We start from the raw sequence: 18,396 nt of genomic DNA, 5'->3' as shown, positions 1-18,396 counted from the left end.
GTTGTGATTGGCGCTGCCAGTGCGGCGCCCATGATCGCTGGCGCCGGGAGCGCGGTGTCGCCGAACGAGGTCCTGGCGCGCTGCGAGGCCTGGATCGCGCTCGACGCCGAGATCGACCGGCTCGGTCTACGCTGGTCGGACCTTGAGACCATTCTGGTCCGTGAGAGACGTTGGGAACGCATGACGCCGGACGAGCGCGTGGCGCTGTCGCCGACGCAGGAAATGGACGCGATCGACGCGCAGTTAAAGCCGCTGTTCGAGCGCCGCGAGGAATGGCTGGAAGCCTTGCCGGCCGTACCGGCGCGCGACCTGCAGGGCGTTATCGCCAAGCTGGAGGTGGCGTTGAAGGTGATGGTCCATCAGCAAGGCGACGGTTACGCGTTGTTCAAAGCGACGATGGACGAGCTGCGCACGGCACGTTGTCCGCGCTGTGCCTCGCTTATCTGTGGGGCCTGACCGCCGCGTCCCGACGTCGGCCGCCCCGCCCTCCCCCATGGCGGGAGCCAGGACCGGAACGGTCGGTGCTCGCCCTGGAGCGCCAGGTTGTGCTCGGCGACCTCCCCTCTCAGCATCCTGGCCAGGGTCAGAAACGCACCATAGAGCGCCGCGCGATCGTCCCGGGTGAGATCGACAAGACCGGCCTTCTGCACCAGGCCGCCAAGCTCGATCAGATGTCGGGTGCGCTCTCGCCGCTTCACGACCCAAGCCCGCCTGTCGGTCCTCGCCCGCCGCGCCTCGAGACGGCGTTGCGCGGCTCGCACACGGCGTTCGGCGTCACGGGTCGACGCCAGCGCTTGGCGCAGCGCCGTGACGCCCCGGATCGGTTGGTTCGCCGCGAAAGAAGTCCGCGCCGCGTTGGCGCCAAGCTGCCTTACGGCCGGCATCTTTGGCGCTGGCCATGTCGAGGAGCCCGCCGGCGAGGGTTTCGATATCGAGCGCGTCGCCGCCGGTGGCGATCACCAGGTCGCCAAGCTGCCGGACCTTACGATCCTTGAGCGCCTTGGCCTTGTCTTCGAGGCTCTTCAGCTCGGCGTCGAAGTCACGTGGTTTGCGCATCCCAAATCTCCAAGTTTGGATGATGGCGCAAGCGTAAAACAGGACGTTGGGGAATGCTGTAAGGTCGCCGGAACACACTGAGACGGTCCGGTCCCTCCCGAGATTCTAATCTTGGAGGGCGCGCTTATACGTCGTGCCGACGTGCGCTCAGGGTAGTAAGTGGTCTGTCGCCATGGCGATCTACCACTTCAGCGTCAAAGTCATCAGCCGCGCCACCGGGGCCAGCGCCGTGGCCTCGGCCGCCTATCGCTCGGCCAGCCGGCTGCGGGATGAGCGGCTGGATCGCGACCACGACTTCACCAACAAGGGCGGCGTCGTCCACTCGGAGATCATGCTGCCGGACGGCGCGCCCGAGCAGCTTTCCGACCGCACCACGCTCTGGAACACCGTCGAGGCCGGCGAAAAGCGCAAGGACGCCCAGCTCTCCCGCGAGGTTGAGTTCGCTATTCCCCGCGAGATGGATCAGGCGCAGGGCATCGAACTGGCCCGTGACTTCGTCCAGCGCGAAATGGTCGATCGCGGCATGGTCGCCGATCTCAATGTGCATTGGGACATCGGTCCGGACGGCCTGGCCAAGCCCCATGCCCACGTCATGCTGTCGATGCGCGAAGTGGGCGAAGAGGGATTCGGCGCCAAGGTGCGCGACTGGAACCGCATCGATCTGGTTGAGCACTGGCGCGAAGCCTGGGCCGACCACGTCAACGAGCGCCTTGCGCAGCTCGATTTCGACGCGCGGATCGATCACCGCAGCCTGGAAGACCAGGGCATCGACCTTGAGCCGCAGCACAAGATCGGTCCGGCCGCCGGACGCATGGCCGGCGAAGGCGTCGAGACCGAGCGGCTCGAAGATCATCACCGCATCGCCCGTGAGAACGGCGAGAAGATCATCGCCGATCCGCGCATCGCCCTGGACGCGATCACGCACCAGCAGGCGACCTTCACACGTCACGACCTGGCAAAGGTCATCCACCGCCATTCGGACGGCAAGGAACAGTTCGACCGCGCCATGAGCGCGGTGAAGGCCTCACCCGAGATCGTCGCGCTGGGCCAGGACGGGCGCGGCCAGGAGCGCTTCACCAGCCGCGAGATGATCGCCGTCGAGGACCGGCTGCATCGCGCCAGCGACGTGATGGCGCAGCGCCAGGCGCACGGCGTCAGCGCGTTGGAGCAGCGGCGCGCCCTGGCGCGCGCCGAACAGCGCGGTCTTGTTCTCTCCGGGGAGCAGAGGGCGGCGTTCGAGCACGTCACGGAGAGGTGCGATGTTGGCATCGTCGTCGGTTACGCCGGCGCCGGCAAATCGGCGTTATTGGGCGTTGCGCGCGAGGCCTGGGAGGACGCCGGCTATCGCGTCCAGGGCCTGGCGCTGTCGGGCATCGCCGCCGAGAACCTGGAGGGCGGGTCCTGCATTGCCTCGCGCACCATCGCCAGCCTGGAACACCAGTGGACAAAAGACCGCGAGCTGCTCGATGCCCGTGACGTGCTGGTGATCGACGAGGCCGGCTTGATCGGCTCGCGGCAGATGGAGCGATTGCTGTCTGCGGCGGAGAAGGCTGGGGCCAAGGTGGTGCTGGTCGGCGATCCCGAACAGCTCCAGGCCATCGAGGCCGGCGCGGCTTTTCGCTCGATCGCCGAGCGTCATTCCCATGTCGAGATCACGGAGGTTCGTCGCCAGCACGAGGACTGGCAGCGCGACGCTACCCGGCATCTGGCGACGGGTCGGACGGGCGAAGCGCTGGCGGCTTTCGAGGCGCGCGGCATGGTCCACGCCGCCGAGACCCGCGACCAGGCGCGCGAGGATCTCGTCGCGCACTGGGACCGAGATCGCATGGCCGAGCCGGGCAAGAGCCGGATCATCCTCACCCACACCAATGATGAGGTGCGCGAGCTGAACCTGACGGCTCGCGAGCGGCTGCGCGCGGCTGGCGCCTTGGGCGACGACGTGGCAGCGAAAGCCGAGCGCGGCGAGCGGTCGTTCGCGGTGGGCGACCGGTTGATGTTCCTGAAGAACGATCGCGGGCTGGGCGTGAAGAATGGCATGCTTGGCGAGATCGAGCAGGTCTCTCCCACCCAAATGACGGTGCGGCTCGACGCGGGGCGATTGGTCGTCTTCGATCTGAAGGACTACGCCCAGGTCGATCACGGCTACGCGGCCACCATTCACAAGAGCCAAGGCGTCACGGTCGATCGCACCCATGTGCTGGTGACGCCGGGGATGGATCGCCATAGCGCCTATGTCGCCCTCTCGCGTCACCGCGACAGCGTTCAGGTCCACTACGGCCGAGACGAGTTCGAGGATCTCGGCAAGCTGACCCGTGTGCTGTCGCGCGAGCGGGCCAAGGACATGGCCAGCGACTTCGCCGAGCGACGTGACATCCATGTACCCGCTTCGGTGCGGCAGAAGGCGCCGCCGTCGCGCGAGCCCGGGATGTTCGACGGTTTCAGGCCCGCCAGTCCCGCGCGACAGCCGGCGGCGCCGGCGCGGGAGATCGGACAGCTCGACCAGCACCGCGCGATCGAGCGCCATGCCCGCGCTACGGCCGATGTCATGCGGATGAACGACCGCGGCTTGCCGGTCCTCGCTCACCAGCGACGGGCGCTGGAGATAGCGCGCGAAGCCATGAATGAGATCGGTCCGCATGCGGCCAAGGATCTGGAGCGAGCCTACGTCCGAGAGCCTGGCCTGGCCGCCGAAGTGGCGTCGGGCCGGACGCAGCGGGCGATCAGGGCACTCCAGCTTGAGGCGGAGGTTCGGTCCGATCCGCGCCTTCGGGCCGATCGCTTCGTCCAGCGCTGGCAGGGCCTGGAGCGGCAGCGCACAGCCTTGTACCGCGAGGGCGACATGACCGGCGCCAGCCAGGCGAGAGATCGCATGGGAGCCATGGCCAAGAGTCTGCAGCGTGACCCGCAAGTGGAGTCGCTGCTGCGCGGCCGGCGGGCCGAGCTCGGCCTGCCCTCAAACATGGGCCGCAGTGTCGGACAGGGGCTGATCGAATACCTCGGCATCGGCCGCGGACGCGGACTTGGCATCTAGGAGAAAGACGATGGATCAGGAAATCGAGGCCGAGCCGCCAGCCGATGCGACGGCGGCGTTCGAGGCGCTACGCCGGGAGGTGGCGCTGCTGAATGTCGCCGTGGCTGGGCTAGCGGCCGAGCGGGTGCCCGCGCCAGACTACAGCGAGACGCTGGGGGAGATCGCCAAGGGTGTGTCGGTGGCGGTCGGGCGGCTCGGCAAGGTGATGGCTAGTCCCGCCCTTGCCCTGAGCCCGGCAGACCTGGCGCGGCAGATCGCGGCGGCGGGCGACGAGGCTCGGCGGCAGGACCGCGCGACGGTTCATCAGGCGCAGGAGGCGCTTCAGCGCTCCACTCGTGATCTCGATAAGTGGATTGATCGTGCGCGGCTGGCCAGCGTGCAGAACTGGCGCTTGATTCAGGCGGCGGCTGTTGGCGTCGTCGCTGGCGCAATTCTCTTTGCGAGCGTCCCGACGATGATCGTCAATGCCGCGCCAGTCGCTTGGGCGTGGCCGGAAAGAAGGGCGGCGCACGTGCTACGCCGCGACATGTGGTCGGCTGGTGAGCGAATGCTGGTGGCCGCTGATCCAGAGCGATGGCGGGAGATTAAGACTGCGCAGCGGATCGCTGGGCAAAATCGGGACGTGGTCGCTAAGAGTGCGAGAGCAACTGATAAGGTGAAGGCGCCGTAAGCCCTGAAACAATCCGCTGAGCTACCGCTACTACCTCAATGGTCACTCTTCCCAGTATTGCTGAGATACGCTGTCAAATCCCTGGGCGACACACCATCGCGACGGTGAAGCATACGGTGGCAGTTTGAGCAGACGGGAATTAGATCCTCCAGCCTCGTTTTCGCGCCCGGCTGGAGCTGCGATACGGGGTTAGGTGATGGGCCTCAATAAGCCCACGACCGATCTCATCATATCGCTCGAAGAAGTCGCAGTCACATATGTTGCACCGGAAATCCTCAAGTTTCTCTTTGAATTTCTGAACCAGGACCTTGATCGCTCTCTACGGAGGTGCGCTCTTAGTGTCTCTGCACCTTCCTGAGCCATGAACGGTTCTGCAGCATCCGCGAACCCATCGTTGTTTGCTGGGTTGAGCGGATCGGTTTCCCGGAGGCCCCAAACCCCACCACCAATGCCGTGTACGCTGTAGAAAAGATCCCGCTTCCGTTTCCAAATTTTCGAGTCGGATGAGCATTCCTGGATGCGCCCCCGGACGCTCTGAAAAAGTGAAGACGGATGTTCGCCCGGAACAGGCGCCTTATCTCCTGAGCGATCTCAGCTGGCCTCGCTTGGCGTCGGATGGGGCGTCATGTCGACCGCCGTTTCTTGATCCATGTTGCGCCCCCGCGTGAGGTCCCGCCGCATGGGTACCCAGACAGCGTAGCTTTTTAGGGTAGCGGGATTCTTGTGCTTCGCTCAACCACGGAGGATCTCCTCGCGCGGCTACGACGGGAGCGGGTTGTTCTCTGCAATTTGGCCCTTCCAGCGTTCCTTGCTGATTGGCAGCTATCGGCGGTTAGGGCCGCTCACAACCGCTCAGGCCGGATGACCCCGGCTTTGGCGTCAGGAGAATGGTAAGCGCTTGTCGCCGCCGACGTCGATGCATAGGTTCGCTGGTCGACCCCTGGGGAAGTACCTTTTCGAAGCGCCCACCTTGGTGGCGAAGGATGGGTTTAAAGCGACGAGGACGACGCGCAACGCCATCTATAGCTAAGTTATCTTGCCTCAGTGATCGCTTCAGCTTCTCCGGCCCACCCAATTTGCGCAGAAAGCGCACCTCAAGGAAACATCCAAAATGGGGCCGGAATTGGGACCCACGAATCTCGCGGGACTTATTCGTTAAAAAATCAATGAGATAATCAGGGCGGTGGCGGTGAGAGAGGGATTCGAACCCTCGATAGAGTTTCCCCTATACACGCGTTCCAGGCGTGCGCCTTCAACCACTCGGCCACCTCACCAGCGCATTCGAGTCGAGGGTGGTTGAGACCCCCGGCGCGGGAAGGCGCGCAATATACTCAGGGACCGTCCCAGGGCAAGCCAACAAAGCGCGCCTCTTCATCGCGGGGTGAAACCGGCGGCGCGAACGCCTATATCGGGGCCCAAGACATTCCAGCCTGCGAGAGGCCCGTCATGCTGTCGCTGAAGAAAACCCTCGAGATGCCCACCGCCGACACGGCCCTGCCGGGTCGTCCCGAGCCGATCCCGACGGCGGAGACGCACTTCGTCAACGGCCATCCGCTGAAGGGCCCCTATCCGGACGGCCTGGAGACGGCGATCTTCGCCATGGGCTGCTTCTGGGGCGTCGAGCGCGTGTTCTGGAAGGTTCCGGGCGTCTACGTGACCGCCGCCGGCTATGCGGCGGGCATCACGCCGAACCCGACCTACGAAGAGGTCTGCACCGGCCACACTGGCCACACCGAGGTCGTGCTGGTGGTGTTCGACCCCAAGGTCGTCACCTACGAAGCGCTGCTGAAGACCTTCTGGGAGAACCACGACCCGACCCAGGGCATGCGCCAGGGCGGCGACATCGGCACCCAGTATCGCTCGGGCATCTACGTGACCAACGACGCGCAAGGCTCCGCGGCCGTGGAGTCGAAGGAAGCCTACCAGCAGGCTCTGTCGGCGAAGGGCCTGGGTCCGATCACCACCGAGATCGCCGCCGCCGGTCCGTTCTACTTCGCCGAGAACTACCACCAGCAGTACCTGGCCAAGAACCCGAACGGCTATTGCGGCATCGGCGGCACGGGCGTCGTCTGCCCGATCGGCCTGGGTGTCGAAGCAGGCGTCGAGGCCTGATGAGTCCCGAAGCTTTCGACCGGGCGTGCCTGGCCCTGCCGGGCGCGACCCTGGCGATCCAGTGGGGCGACGATCACGTCTTCAAGGTCGGCGGCAAGATGTTCGCCGTGCGCGGCTCGGGCGTGACCTTGGGCGGCGGGATCTCGTTCAAGGCCTCGGACGTGGCGTTCGAGGTCCTGACCGAGTCCGGCCGGGCCGCGCCCGCGCCCTATTTGGGCCGCGCCAAGTGGGTGCATTTCGCTGACCTCGATGGGCTTGATGCGGACGAGGTCACAGACTGGGTGAGAACCGCCCATGGCCTGATCGCGGCGAAGCTGACCCGAAAGGCGCGCGCCGAACTCGGGCTGGGCTAGCTTCGCGCCAGCCCGCGTAGCGCCGTGGCCTCGATCGCCTCCAGCAGCCGCTCATTGGTGAGACCAGGGGTCTGCGGCGTCCACTTGACCAGCCAGATCAACATGCCGACCAGCAGCTGCACCACCAGCGGCGGCTCGCAGGGCGCGATGGTGCCGTCGGCCACGCCCTCCTCCAGAAAGCGCTCCAGCGTCTTGCGGAGCTCTGAGGTGCGCGTCTCGATCGCCTCGCGCTGGACGTCGTCCAGGTACGAGTTGTCGCCGAAATAGAGCTGCGGGCCGTTGTCGACCGCATCGTCCAGCACCGCGCGAAAGATTCGCCGCAGCTTGCAGAGGCCGCTTCCGCCCGCGGCGTCGACCGCCAGCAGGATGGCCTCGAACCGGTCCAAGGACTGATGATGGCCCGCGAACGCCAGGGCCTGCTTGTTCGGGAAGTAGTAGTAGAGCGCCGCGTCGCGCAGATCGAGCGCCGCGGCGATGTCGGGCATCGTGGCCGCCGCGAAGCCCTTGGCGTTGATGATCTCGATGGCGGCGCGCAGGATCGCCTCGCGCTTCCTCAGGGACTTCTGGCTCTGCGCCAGAGGCCTGATGTCTTCCGCCGGCGTCAGGGGTTCCCCCGCCCTCGACAATGGTCGCTCCTCCGCCCGGCGCGCTTGATTCTGCGTCCAGCGATCACCGGTCTGCCAAGCTCTCCCCGAACGGCAACGCAATCAATCGGATAATTTCTAACTTGCACTAGAATATCGAGAGCATGTTAGATTTCTCCTTGGCTCAGCACGGGATGCAAGACCGTGCAGGCTTGGGGCAAAAAATGACGGACAACGTCCGCATCCACGTTCCGGCTCTTCCGACCGCCACGCGCGGCCCGAACGGCCGGCCGAGGCCGCCCTTACCCAACGTCAAGAAACCCGCCCTTTCCTCCAGGAACTCCGGTCAAGCTCGAGCCGGAGCGGGAAGAGGCGCGCATAAAAATAAAACACATCAGGGAGTTACATATGAGAAACGTCCAGATGCTGGGGGTTTCGGCCCTGGCGCTCGCCATCGCCGCCCCCGCCTTCGCCCAACAAACCAAACCCGCTGAAGCCACCGCCGTCGACGAGATCGTCGTCACCGCCACCAAGCGGGAACAGACCCTTCAAGACGTGCCGATCTCGGTCGCCGTCACCGGCCAGCAGACGATCGAGCGGGCGCAGGTCCGCGACCTGATCGACCTGCAATCGGTCGTTCCGTCGCTGAAAGTGTCGCAATTTAACGCCACCGGTCAGACAAATTTCGTCATCCGCGGCTTTGGCAACGGCAACGGCAACGACGGCATCGAAAGCTCGGTCGGCGTCTTCATCGACGGCGTCTACCGCAGCCGCTCGGCCGCCGCCCTCGACGACCTGCCCGAGGTCGAGCGCATCGAAGTGCTGCGCGGCCCGCAGTCGACCCTGTTCGGCAAGAACGTGTCGGCCGGCGCGATCAGCATCGTCACCAAGCGCCCGCAGTTCGACGCCGGCGGCAAGGTGGAAGCCACGATCGGCAACTACAACACCCGCCAGATCAAGGGCACTTTCACCGGCCCGCTCAGCGACACCTTGGCCGTCCGGGTTTCGGGCAGCTACAACAAGCGCGACGGCTTCTTCACCAACCTGACCACCGGCAACGACGTAAACGACCGTAACCGCTGGTCGGTCCGCGGCGACGTGCTGTGGGAGCCGACCGACAAGACGTCGGTCCGCTTCATCGCCGACTACAACAAGATCAAGGAAACCTGCTGCGCGGTCAGCTCGATCCTGAACGGCCCCGCCACCCTGGCGATCGGCGCCGTGCTGAAGAAGCCGATCAGCGACACGACCAAGGTCTTCGACCGCAATGTGATCTTCAACACCGATCCGAATAACAACCTGTCGGGCAAGGGCGTCTCGGCCCAGATCGATCACGACCTGACCTTCGCCAAGCTGACGGCCATCACCGCCTACCGGAACCAGAAGAACGCATCCTTCCAGGATATCGACTTCACCGGCGCGGACATTTCCAACAACCGCACCGCCAACACCATCAAGACCTTCACCCAGGAAGTGCGCCTGGCCTCCAGCGGCGATGGTCCGATCAACTGGCTGATCGGCGGCTTCTATCAGAATGAGAAGCTGGATACCGGCCGGACGATCACCTACGGCGCGGATATGCGGGCCTTCGCGGACGCCCTGTCGGGCCCGGTGCCGGCCACGCTGCTGGGCGCCCTGCCCGCGACGCTGCGCCCGGCCCTGACCGGCCGCTCGAACCTGTATGCGCTGGAGTTCCTGCAGAGCCTGGCGACGCCGACCCTGGTGCGCCCCGGCCTGACCTACTTCCAGTCCGGCCAGGGCATCGACGACTACTACAACATGAAGCAGACGTCGTACTCGCTGTTCGGCCAGGTCGACTATCGCGTCACAGACAAGCTGACCCTGACGGGTGGTCTCGCCTATCTGAACGACGACAAGAAGGGCCGCTCGAATGTCGTCATGAACGACCCGTTCTCGGCGCTGAACCTCGGTGCGGTGCCGCAGTTCCCGGCCCTTGGCCTGCCGGGCAACCTGTATAGCGCCCTGGGCGCCCTGCAGTTCTTCTACGGCAACACCACCAACCATGGCCCGGTCAACTTCCCGAACGCCAGCGAGTCCGGCGAGCTGAAGGCCGACAAGGTCACCTATGCGGTGCGCGCGGCCTACGACTTCGGCGCCATCAACGCCTATGTCAGCTACTCCACGGGCTGGAAGGCCGGCGCCTACAACCTGTCATCCGACAGCCGTCCGCCGAACGCCAACGGCGTGGGCCGCACCGCCAACCCGGAAAACGTCGACGTCTACGAACTGGGCGTGAAGGCCAACTTCCCGGGCGGCTACGCCAACGTCGCGGTGTTCAAGCAGTCGATCAAGGGCTTCCAGTCGAACGCCTTCACCGGCCTCGGCTACAGCCTGGTCAACGCCGGCGAGGAGTCGGTGAAGGGCTTCGAGATCGACAGCGCCTGGCGTCCGGTGAGCTGGCTGAACCTGGCGGCCGCGGCGACCTATCTCGATCCGAAGTACGACAGCTTCACCGGCGCGGCCTGCGTGAACTATGACACCGTCCGCTGCCCGGTCGATCCGGCGACGGGCCGTCGTCCGAACTTCCGCAACCTGACGGGCGACCGCCCGACGGGCATTCCGAAATGGTCGTTCTCGACCTCGGCCACCGTCAACCACGACCTGGGCGGCGACTACCAGGGCTACGCCCGGGTGGAATACGACTATGTCAGCAAGACCCAGCTGACCGAGACGACCCCGCCGAACCTGTCGACCTGGGGCCAGAAGGTGGTCAACGCCAGCATGGGCGTCACCAACACGGCCAAGCAGATCGAGGTCATGGTCTGGGCGCGTAACCTGACCAAGGACAACAGCCTGATCTCGACCTTCCCGACCGTGGCCCAGGATGGCAGCTACAGCGGCTATCCCAACGCCCCGCGCACCTACGGCGTGACGGTCCGCAAGACCTTCTAGGTCCTAGGCGACAAGGCAAAGAGGGGGCGGCCGCGCACGACGCGGCCGCCCTTTTCTTTTCCAGCTTGTCTGACCACTACCCGAGGCGGTCAGACCATGCTTCAACTCCCCAAAGGCCAAAGGCCGCGTGGGAGGATGCGATGGGACCGGGACTGAAGACCATCGGCGCGGCGTGCGCCCTGATGATCGCGGCGCCGGCGCTGGCCTCCTCGCCGACCCTGACCCGCGCGGACCTGCGCGACGGCGTCGATCTTTCGGGGACCTGGCACTACTCGGTCGATCCCTATCGCGACGGGCTGGCCGGCTTTCATCGCGGCGCGCCGGGTCCTGGCCACCGCCGCTACGACGACGTCGATGTCGACGCCCTGACGCGCGCCAAACCGACGGCGCTCTACGAATACGACATGGACCGCAGCCCGACGGCGACCTTGCCGCAGGCCTGGATCGGCCACGACCCGACCCTTCGCTACTACCAGGGCCTGATGTGGTACCAGCGCCGTTTCGACGCGCCGGCGCTGAAGCCCGGCCAGCGCGCCTTCCTGCGTTTCGAGGCGGCGAACTACACCGCCAAGGTCTTCCTGAACGGCAAGGCCGTCGGCGAGCACGAGGGCGGCTTCACCCCGTTCTCCGTGGAAGTCACGGACACCCTGCGCGCCAGCAACAACCAGCTCACCGTCGGGGTCGACTCCACGGCCCGGGACGACGGCGTGCCGCCGCCCGTCACCGATTGGGAGAACTACGGCGGGATCACCCGGCCGATGCGGCTGGTCATCACGCCAGGCACCTTCATCGACGAGGCCTGGGTGCGGCTCGCCAAGGACGGCAAGATCGCCGCTACCGTGAAGCTGGACGGCGCCCAGGCGGCGAACCAGGAGGTCCATGTGAGGGTCGCCGAGCTGGGGCTCGACCTCGCCGGCCGAACCGACGCCCAAGGGATTCTCAACGCCTCGGCGCCAGCGCCCAAGCGCCTAGCCCGCTGGTCGCCAGAGAGCCCCAAACTCTATGACGTCGTGGTGCAAACCGGCGAAGACCGCCTGACGGACCGGGTCGGCTTCCGCATCATCGAGACCAAGGGCTCGGAGATCCTGCTGAACGGCAAGCCGATCTTCCTGCGCGGCATCTCGATCCACGAGGAGGAGCTGGGCGACAACCCCGCGCGCACCATCACCGAAGTCAACGCCCGCGCCCTGCTCAGCGAGGTCAAGGACGGCCTGCACGGCAACTTCGTGCGTCTGGCTCACTATCCGCACAGCGAGGTCACCACGCGCCTGGCCGACGAGATGGGTCTCCTGGTCTGGAGTGAGATCCCGGTCTACTGGCTGGTCGATTTCGCCAATCCTCGCACCCTGTCCCTGGCGCGCGGCATGCTGGCCGACAACATCCGCCGCGACCGCAACCGCGCCTCGATCATCCTGTGGAGCGTGGCCAACGAGACGCCGATCACCGACGCCCGCAACGCTTTCCTCTATCAGCTGGTCGACGAGGTCCGCGCGCTGGACGACACGCGGCTGGTCACCGCGGCCCTGCTGACCGACCGCAAGTCGGTCGACGGCCGGCCGCTGATGGGCCTCAACGATCCGCTGGCCGATAAGCTCGATGTGCTGGCGGCCAACACCTACAACGGCTGGTACAGCGACGACGCGCTCGACGCCCTGCCCGACATGGCCTGGAAGGCCACGGACAAACCCCTGGTGTTCTCCGAGTTCGGCGCAGACGCCCTGGCCGGCTTCAGCGACCCGGTCCTGATGCGCAAGTTCTCCGAGGACTACCAGAAGCGCTACTACGAGAAGACCCTGGCCATGGCCCGCAAGATCCCGACCCTGCGCGGCATGTCCCCCTGGATCCTGAAGGACTTCCGCGCGCCCCGGCGCCAACATCCGGTCTATCAGCAAGGCTGGAACCGTAAGGGACTGATCTCGCCGACCGGCCGCCGCAAGCCGGCGTTCTTCGTCCTGCGCGCGTTCTACGACGAGAAGGCGGCGGGTCGCTAAAGGCCCGCCGACCATCGACCTTGGTCGGGGTGGCGCGCTCCCTCCGACGCCGCTAACCGGACAGGCGGTATTGGCCCCATGAACGATGAGGATGGCATGACGACGCGCTTGCAGCTGACGGCGGCCATCGCATGAGCCTGGAAGTCTCCACCGTCCGCCGGGTGACCGCGCGGCTGATGCCGCTGTTCTGCATCATGTACCTGATCGCGTACATCGACCGGCAGAACGTCTCGTACGCGAAGCTGGAGATGGTCCAGGCGCTAGGCCTCAGCGAGGCCGCCTATGGCCTGGGCGCCAGCCTGTTCTTCATCGGCTACTTCCTGTTCGAGGCGCCCTCGAACCTGATCCTGGCGAAGGTGGGCGCGCGCGTCTGGTTCGCGCGGATCATGTTCACCTGGGGCCTGGTCACCCTGGCGCTGGGCTTCACCCAGAACGCGACGATGTTCTACATCCTGCGCTTCCTGCTGGGGGTGACCGAGGCCGGCTTCTTCCCGGGCGTGCTGTACGTCCTGACCCTGTGGTTCCCGCACGCCCACCGCGCCCGCATGGTGGGCCTGTTCATGATCGCCTCGGCCCTGGCCAACGCCGTCGGGGCGATGATCGGCGGCGCCTTGCTCGATCTGCACGGCCTGCTGGGCCTGGCGGGCTGGCAATGGGTGTTCCTGGCCACCGGGGCCCCCGCGATCCTGATGACGCCCTACGTGCTCTGGAAGCTGCCCAACGGCCCGGAAAAGGCGCCGTGGCTGGCGCCCGAGCAGAAGGCCTGGCTCGCCAAGACCCTCGCCGACGAGGACGTGGGCCAGGACACCAGCCACGCCGGCGCTTGGAAGGCGATGCTGGACCCGCGCGTCCTGCTGCTGGCGGGCCTCTATATCGGCATGCCTTTGGGAGCCTATGGCCTCAGCTACTGGCTGCCGACGATCGTCAAGGCGTTCGGGGTCTCCAACACCGTCAACGGCCTGATCAACATCATCCCCTGGATCCTGGTGGCCGCCGCCCTCTGGTGGGTCCCGCAGCACGCCGCCAAACGCGGCTTCACCGTCTGGCACGTCGCCGGCCCGCCCCTGCTGGCGGCCGTCGCCCTGGTGGCCAGCGTCGTGGTTCCGGGGACCTGGGCCAAGTTCGCCCTGCTCTGCGTCGCCGCGCCCGCCATCTTCGCCGGCCAGCCGGGCTTCTGGAGCCTGCCGCCGAGCTTCCTGCGCGGTCCGCGAGCCGCCGCCGGCATCGCCGCGATCAACGCCGTGGGCAACCTCGGCGGCTTCATCGCCCAGAATGTCGTGCCGATCATCCGCGACTCAACCGGCAGCAATCTGGCCCCGATGTTGTTCCTGGCGGCCTGCCTGACCCTCACCGGAGGGCTGGTCTTCGTGGCCTTCCGTGTATTGGGGACGGGGTCCAAGACCGCTCAACCTCAAGAATTGCCTAAAACCCAGGCAAAATAAGGGATCCGCGCCCGATTGTCGCAGCGGCGCAACCACAAGGAGCGTTGCCATTCCGCCAGGATAAGTTAATTGATCTGGCACTCGGCGCACCCCACCGCGCCGACACCTTTTTGTTTCGGCCGGCCGGCTCGCCTCTTGGGCGTGTCGGCCGGCTTTTTTCTTGGCTGGATCGTGGGGGCCTTGGCCGGGTGGTCAGGCTGTGGCGGGTCCGGCGACGTATTCCCGTTCCTGGTAGTCGAACCAGTCGAAGTCAGCCGGCGCGCCCTGGCCCGACATGTCCTGGCAGGCCATGCCGACGAAGGCGCCGGTGAAGGCCGGCGCGCCGGGAGCGGTGGCTTCGTCCGACAGAATCGAGGCGTCGAACACTTCGGGCAGCCAGGTCCATTCTCCGCCGCCCTGACGGAAGGCGAATCGCAGACGCTCGAAGTCGATCTCGACGCGCAGTTCAACAGGGCCGGCGTTCAGCTGGATCGGCGCGGTGAAGCTGTCGGTCTGGGGGCTGTCGGGCGTGAAGGTCATGACCCGCAGGTGCTTGCCCATGGTCTCGTCATGCGTGACGTGCAGATAGTGCAGCTTCGAGGCGTTGTAGTAGCAGATCAGCCCCGCCGCCTGCTGGAAGTGGGCGGGCTCGAAGTCCAGCATCGTCGTGGCCGAATAACAGTGCGCCTGCTGGCGACGGGCGACCAGGGCCTGGCGGAACAGGCTGCCCACCGTTTCGCGGCCGTAGAGGCGCAGGAAGCCGGGCCTGGCGGTCAGGCTGAAGATCTGGTCCGGATAAGGCGTCCGCAGCCATTGGAAGTCGATCGGCAGGCTCGGCGCGTCGAAGTCCTCGCGAGCCGGCGCGGCGGGCCAAGGCTGCTCGGGCAGGTTCGGCGCCGGTGTCTCCAGGGTCGGATCGCCGGAGCCGTCCAGGGTGCGCGGCCAACCGTCCTCGCCCCAGACGATCTTCTGGATCGCGGTCTCGCGGCCCAGGGTGCAGCGGCCGCGGTTCGGGATCGGACGCCCGACCAGATAGACCGCGTAGGTCTCGCCGTCGGCGGTCTCGACAAGGTCGGCGTGGCCGGCGCGCTGCAGCGGCGCGTGCGGCCGATCGCGCGAGGTCAGCAGGTAGGTGTCGGGGTGCAGCTCATAGGGGCCGTCGATGGTCCGCGAGCGCGCCACGGTCACCGCGTGGCCCCAGCCCGTGCCGCCCTCGGCGGTGATCAGGTAGTACCAGCCATCGCGCTTGTAGAGGTGGGGTGCCTCGGTCAGGCCGATCGGCGTGCCCTGGAAGATCACCTTGCGCTCGCCGATCAGGCGGCCCTCTTCAGCCGAGAACTCCTGCATCACGATGCCGGCGAAGCGGTTCCTGCCCGGTCGATGATCCCATAGTTGGTTCAACAGCCACTTGCGGCCGTCGTCGTCATGGAACAGCGAAGGGTCGAAACCGGAGCTGTTCAGATAGACCGGATCGGACCACTCGCCGTCGATCGTGTCGCACGTGACCAGATAGTTGTGGAAGTCGCGCAGGGACGCGCCCGAAGCGCCGCCGACCGTCGTGCGGCCATAGCGCTTGACGTCGGTATAGATCAGCCAGAAGCGGCCGTCGGCATAGGATAGGCAGGGCGCCCAGACGCCGCAGCCGTCCGGATCGCCCAGCATGTTCACCTGGCTGGCGCGCTGCAGCGGCCGGCTCAGCAGCCGCCAGTTCTTCAGGTCGCGCGAGTGGTGGATCTGCACGCCCGGGAACCACTCGAAGGTCGAGACGGCGATGTAGTAGTCGTCCCCCACCCGCACGATCGAGGGATCGGGGTTGAAGCCGCGCAGGATGGGATTGCGGATCACGGGGACGCTCACGGGTTGGGAATCTGGCTGACCGGCTCGGCCTTGGGCGCGATGCGGTCACGGACGAAGGTCCATAGAATGATGGCGCCGACGATGTCGAGCACGCCCAGGGCGACGAAGAACGGGTCATAGCCGATCGTGGCCACCAGGCCGCCGATCAGCAGTGAGAACAGCAGGACGCCCAGATTGCCCATCATGCCGGCCAGGCCCGCGACGGTGGCGACCTCGTCGCGGCGGAAGAGGTCCGAGGCCATGGTGATCACGGTCACCGACAGGGTCTGGTGCGCGAAGCCGCCCAGGCACAGCAGGGCGATGGCGGCGTAGGGGCTTTCGACCCGGCCGACGAAGATCATGCCGGTCATCATCGCCGCGCCCAGGGTGACGGCCCAGCGGCGAGCGTTGATCAGAGAGACGCCGCGCGCCTGCAGGAAGCTGGCGACCGTCGGGCCGAACAGGCAGCCCAGGTCGGCAGCGACGAACGGCAGCCAGGCGAACATGGCGATCTGCTTGAGGTCGAAGCCGCGCGTCTGGGACAGGTACAGCGGCACCCAGAACGACAGCGTCCCCCAGGTGGGGTCGGCCAGGAAGCGCGGCAGGGCGATGCCCCAGAACTTCCGCTGCTTGAGGATGGAGATCACCGAAGGCTTGGCGCCCGCCTCGGCCAGGTGCGTCTCCTGACCGGCGGCAATCCGCTCGCGCTCGGCCTGCGTCATCGACGGGTGCTGGTCGGGCGAGCGGTAGAAGAACAGCCACAGCGCCAGCCAGATGAGGCCTAGTGCGCCGGTCATGATGAAGGCCGCGCGCCAGTTCCAGGTGAGAACGGCCCACACCACCAGCGGCGGGGCCAGCATCGATCCGACCGAGGCTCCGATGTTGAACACCCCGCCGGCGAAGCCGCGCTCCTTGGCCGGGAACCAGGTGGCGACCGTCTTCATGCCGGCCGGCTGAGCCGAGCCCTCCGCGAAACCGAGCAGGCCGCGCAGCGCGGCGAAGCCTTGCCAATTCGAGGCCAGGCCATGCGCCATCGCCGCCAGCGACCAGGCGGTCGCGAACACCGCGAAGCCGGTGCGCAGGCCCAGGGTGTCGAGCACGTAGCCGCACACCGGCTGCATCATGATGCCAAGCTGGAACGCCCCGGTGATCCAGGAATATTCCTTCACCGAGATGCCGAGGTCCTTCAGCACCGTCGGGGCCGCCACGCCCATGGTGGAACGCGTCAGGTAGTTGATGATCGCGCCCAGCATGACGAGGCCGATGATCCACCAGCGCAGGGCCCGAAGTTTCGGAAAGGACAGCTTCGGCAAGACGCGTTTCCCTAATCAGGCGCGCGTTCATGTCGACGCGCTCGCCCTTTGGTACCGCTACCGTCTAAGGCAACCCGCGTCCAGCCTGTCGAGGTCGTAACCGGCGCGCCGCTATTCGCTGGATCGACCCGCTTTCAAGGCCTTAGCGCGGCTGGCGGCCCGGGCCTTGGCGGAAGGCTGAGACTTGGCTTGCGCCTTGCGCGCGCCAGCGTTCGATTTCGCCACGCGAGCGTCCTTTTCGGCCGCCGCCCGTTGCAAGGCGCGCATCGACCGATCAGCCCGGGCCTTGCACCGGGCGTGCATGACCTCAAGCTCCTTGTCGGTCAGCTTCTCAATGCCGATGAACTCGTTCTCGGCGTCGGTCGTGGCGCGGATCAGCTCGTCCAGCTTGGTCTGCAGGGCCACGCCGTCGCGATTCTGGGTGTTCTGAATCAGGAACACCATCAGGAAGGTCACGATGGTCGTGCCGGTGTTGATCACCAGCTGCCAGGTCTCGGAGAAGCCGAACAGCGGCCCGGTGACCGCCCAGGCCAACACAAGGCCCACGCAAACCAGAAAGGCCGGCGGGCTGCCCGTGATCCGGGCGGTGACATTGGCGAACTTGGCGAACAGCTTGTCCACGGACGACCTCCTGAAGCTTCCGCTAACGCTCAAGCGTTGGCGGAAGCTCCACGATCGACCGACCTATCTGCGCGACGGTCATCGCCCGCGTTGCTGATCTCACCGATGAAACGGTCGCATCCCTCGGGACCTTGAGCGGACTCCCAGACAAAGACGCCCACGCAATCGTGGGACGCGGCGATCTCGAGCGCCAGCTCCAGCGCGTCACGGTCTGTCTCCGCGACTTCGGCGATAAAGGTCAGCGACACGCCGTCGGCGCGGCGCGGGTAGAAGAGGTAGGTGGGCATCAGTAGCTCCGCCATTCGAGCGGGAGCGAAACCTCAAGCTTGAGCTTAAGATTTACCTCTCAGCCACCGGCGCTCGAAAAGGCCGTGCCGATGATAATTCAACCTACCACCTGAACGCGATCTACCAAAATCAATAATCATTATTTCTCTAAATAGATAGGTCGACAACCCGACATAACGACGGAAAGCCATTTAAAAACCTAAATAA

The 18,396-nt window shown here is 66.0% G+C and carries 15 protein-coding genes, 1 tRNA gene and 1 pseudogene; 8 read left to right on the top strand and 9 right to left on the bottom strand.

All coding sequences use genetic code 11. The features are described 5' to 3' along the window. Positions 1-30 precede the first annotated feature (30 nt). Positions 31-456 carry a hypothetical protein gene (locus tag Q0379_RS18725; RefSeq protein ID WP_299015269.1) on the top strand — a complete coding sequence of 142 codons (426 nt, stop codon included), beginning with the start codon at positions 31-33 and terminating at the stop codon, positions 454-456. On the opposite strand, the gene Q0379_RS18720 is transcribed toward Q0379_RS18725, so the two are convergent. Together Q0379_RS18720 and Q0379_RS18715 are read right to left on the bottom strand one after the other, a co-directional pair. Next, positions 375-884 (bottom strand): conjugal transfer protein TraD, encoded by a 510-nt coding sequence (locus Q0379_RS18720; RefSeq protein WP_299015121.1) that lies wholly within the window; start codon positions 882-884, stop codon positions 375-377. The genes Q0379_RS18725 and Q0379_RS18720 overlap by 82 nt on opposite strands. Then, a complete protein-coding gene (locus Q0379_RS18715) occupies positions 775-1,056 on the bottom strand; it encodes a conjugal transfer protein TraD (RefSeq protein WP_299015118.1) in 282 nt (93 codons plus the stop codon). The genes Q0379_RS18720 and Q0379_RS18715 overlap by 110 nt, the downstream gene beginning before the upstream one ends. A gap of 172 nt (positions 1,057-1,228) precedes the next feature. Between Q0379_RS18715 and traA the strand changes: the two genes are divergently transcribed. Both traA and Q0379_RS18705 read left to right on the top strand, forming a co-directional pair. After that, positions 1,229-4,087 (top strand): Ti-type conjugative transfer relaxase TraA, encoded by a 2,859-nt coding sequence (traA, locus tag Q0379_RS18710; RefSeq protein ID WP_299015115.1) that lies wholly within the window; start codon positions 1,229-1,231, stop codon positions 4,085-4,087. 10 nt (positions 4,088-4,097) lie between these two features. Continuing rightward, positions 4,098-4,757, top strand: a complete 660-nt coding sequence (locus tag Q0379_RS18705) for a DUF6118 family protein (RefSeq protein ID WP_299015112.1) — start codon at positions 4,098-4,100, stop codon at positions 4,755-4,757. A gap of 35 nt (positions 4,758-4,792) precedes the next feature. Here the strand turns inward: Q0379_RS18705 and Q0379_RS24305 are convergent. Continuing rightward, positions 4,793-4,933 (bottom strand): annotated as a pseudogene (locus Q0379_RS24305) (HNH endonuclease); the annotation flags it as partial. Positions 4,934-5,941: 1,008 nt separating this feature from the next. Next, positions 5,942-6,031: transfer RNA gene (locus Q0379_RS18700), tRNA-Ser, on the bottom strand. 172 nt (positions 6,032-6,203) lie between these two features. On the opposite strand from Q0379_RS18700, the gene msrA reads away from it, so the two are divergent. After that, the gene (gene msrA, locus Q0379_RS18695) at positions 6,204-6,869 is read left to right on the top strand and encodes a peptide-methionine (S)-S-oxide reductase MsrA (RefSeq protein ID WP_299015109.1); all 666 of its coding nucleotides are present in this window, start codon (positions 6,204-6,206) and stop codon (positions 6,867-6,869) included. Then, on the top strand, positions 6,869-7,222 hold the full coding sequence (locus Q0379_RS18690) for an MmcQ/YjbR family DNA-binding protein (RefSeq protein ID WP_299015106.1): 354 nt from the start codon (positions 6,869-6,871) through the stop codon (positions 7,220-7,222). The genes msrA and Q0379_RS18690 overlap by 1 nt, the downstream gene beginning before the upstream one ends. On the opposite strand, the gene Q0379_RS18685 is transcribed toward Q0379_RS18690, so the two are convergent. Further along, entirely contained in the window at positions 7,219-7,848 is a 630-nt protein-coding gene (locus Q0379_RS18685; RefSeq protein WP_299015104.1) for a TetR/AcrR family transcriptional regulator, read from the bottom strand. The genes Q0379_RS18690 and Q0379_RS18685 overlap by 4 nt on opposite strands. Before the next feature lie 366 nt (positions 7,849-8,214). On the opposite strand from Q0379_RS18685, the gene Q0379_RS18680 reads away from it, so the two are divergent. The 3 genes from Q0379_RS18680 (at position 8,215) to Q0379_RS18670 (ending at position 14,152) form a co-directional block, all read left to right on the top strand. Further along, entirely contained in the window at positions 8,215-10,719 is a 2,505-nt protein-coding gene (locus Q0379_RS18680) for a TonB-dependent receptor (RefSeq protein ID WP_299015101.1), read from the top strand. A gap of 140 nt (positions 10,720-10,859) precedes the next feature. Further along, positions 10,860-12,710, top strand: coding sequence for a glycoside hydrolase family 2 TIM barrel-domain containing protein (locus tag Q0379_RS18675; RefSeq protein ID WP_299015098.1), 1,851 nt, complete (start codon positions 10,860-10,862; stop codon positions 12,708-12,710). A 131-nt stretch (positions 12,711-12,841) separates the two neighbouring features. After that, positions 12,842-14,152, top strand: coding sequence for an MFS transporter (locus Q0379_RS18670; protein ID WP_299015095.1), 1,311 nt, complete (start codon positions 12,842-12,844; stop codon positions 14,150-14,152). Positions 14,153-14,344: 192 nt separating this feature from the next. On the opposite strand, the gene Q0379_RS18665 is transcribed toward Q0379_RS18670, so the two are convergent. From Q0379_RS18665 to Q0379_RS18650, 4 genes are all read right to left on the bottom strand, one after another. Continuing rightward, positions 14,345-15,988: a glycoside hydrolase family 43 protein gene (locus tag Q0379_RS18665; RefSeq protein ID WP_299015092.1), complete on the bottom strand. Its 1,644-nt coding sequence runs from the start codon at positions 15,986-15,988 to the stop codon at positions 14,345-14,347. After that, a complete protein-coding gene (locus Q0379_RS18660; protein ID WP_299015266.1) occupies positions 15,985-17,220 on the bottom strand; it encodes an MFS transporter in 1,236 nt (411 codons plus the stop codon). Before Q0379_RS18660 ends, Q0379_RS18665 begins: the two co-directional genes overlap by 4 nt. Before the next feature lie 171 nt (positions 17,221-17,391). Then, positions 17,392-17,901, bottom strand: coding sequence for a low affinity iron permease family protein (locus Q0379_RS18655; RefSeq protein WP_299015089.1), 510 nt, complete (start codon positions 17,899-17,901; stop codon positions 17,392-17,394). A 29-nt stretch (positions 17,902-17,930) separates the two neighbouring features. After that, positions 17,931-18,188: a hypothetical protein gene (locus tag Q0379_RS18650; RefSeq protein WP_299015086.1), complete on the bottom strand. Its 258-nt coding sequence runs from the start codon at positions 18,186-18,188 to the stop codon at positions 17,931-17,933. Between the last annotated feature and the right edge of the window lie 208 nt (positions 18,189-18,396).

This window comes from uncultured Caulobacter sp., assembly GCF_937900395.1.
Lineage (GTDB): Bacteria > Pseudomonadota > Alphaproteobacteria > Caulobacterales > Caulobacteraceae > Caulobacter.
The sequence above is the reverse complement of the archived record's forward strand: the minus strand, read 5'-3'. Positions and strand labels throughout refer to the sequence as shown.

Excerpts from the sequence above, each read along its gene's own strand:
- Q0379_RS18725 (WP_299015269.1), top strand. The coding sequence starts at position 31 with ATGATCGCTGGCGCCGGGAGCGCGGTGTCGCCGAACGAGGTCCTGGCG.
- Q0379_RS18720 (WP_299015121.1), bottom strand. The coding sequence starts at position 884 with ATGCCGGCCGTAAGGCAGCTTGGCGCCAACGCGGCGCGGACTTCTTTC.
- Q0379_RS18715 (WP_299015118.1), bottom strand. The coding sequence starts at position 1,056 with ATGCGCAAACCACGTGACTTCGACGCCGAGCTGAAGAGCCTCGAAGAC.
- traA (WP_299015115.1), top strand. The coding sequence starts at position 1,229 with ATGGCGATCTACCACTTCAGCGTCAAAGTCATCAGCCGCGCCACCGGG.
- Q0379_RS18705 (WP_299015112.1), top strand. The coding sequence starts at position 4,098 with ATGGATCAGGAAATCGAGGCCGAGCCGCCAGCCGATGCGACGGCGGCG.
- msrA (WP_299015109.1), top strand. The coding sequence starts at position 6,204 with ATGCTGTCGCTGAAGAAAACCCTCGAGATGCCCACCGCCGACACGGCC.
- Q0379_RS18690 (WP_299015106.1), top strand. The coding sequence starts at position 6,869 with ATGAGTCCCGAAGCTTTCGACCGGGCGTGCCTGGCCCTGCCGGGCGCG.
- Q0379_RS18680 (WP_299015101.1), top strand. The coding sequence starts at position 8,215 with ATGAGAAACGTCCAGATGCTGGGGGTTTCGGCCCTGGCGCTCGCCATC.
- Q0379_RS18675 (WP_299015098.1), top strand. The coding sequence starts at position 10,860 with ATGGGACCGGGACTGAAGACCATCGGCGCGGCGTGCGCCCTGATGATC.
- Q0379_RS18670 (WP_299015095.1), top strand. The coding sequence starts at position 12,842 with ATGAGCCTGGAAGTCTCCACCGTCCGCCGGGTGACCGCGCGGCTGATG.
- Q0379_RS18660 (WP_299015266.1), bottom strand. The coding sequence starts at position 17,220 with ATGCTGGGCGCGATCATCAACTACCTGACGCGTTCCACCATGGGCGTG.
- Q0379_RS18650 (WP_299015086.1), bottom strand. The coding sequence starts at position 18,188 with ATGCCCACCTACCTCTTCTACCCGCGCCGCGCCGACGGCGTGTCGCTG.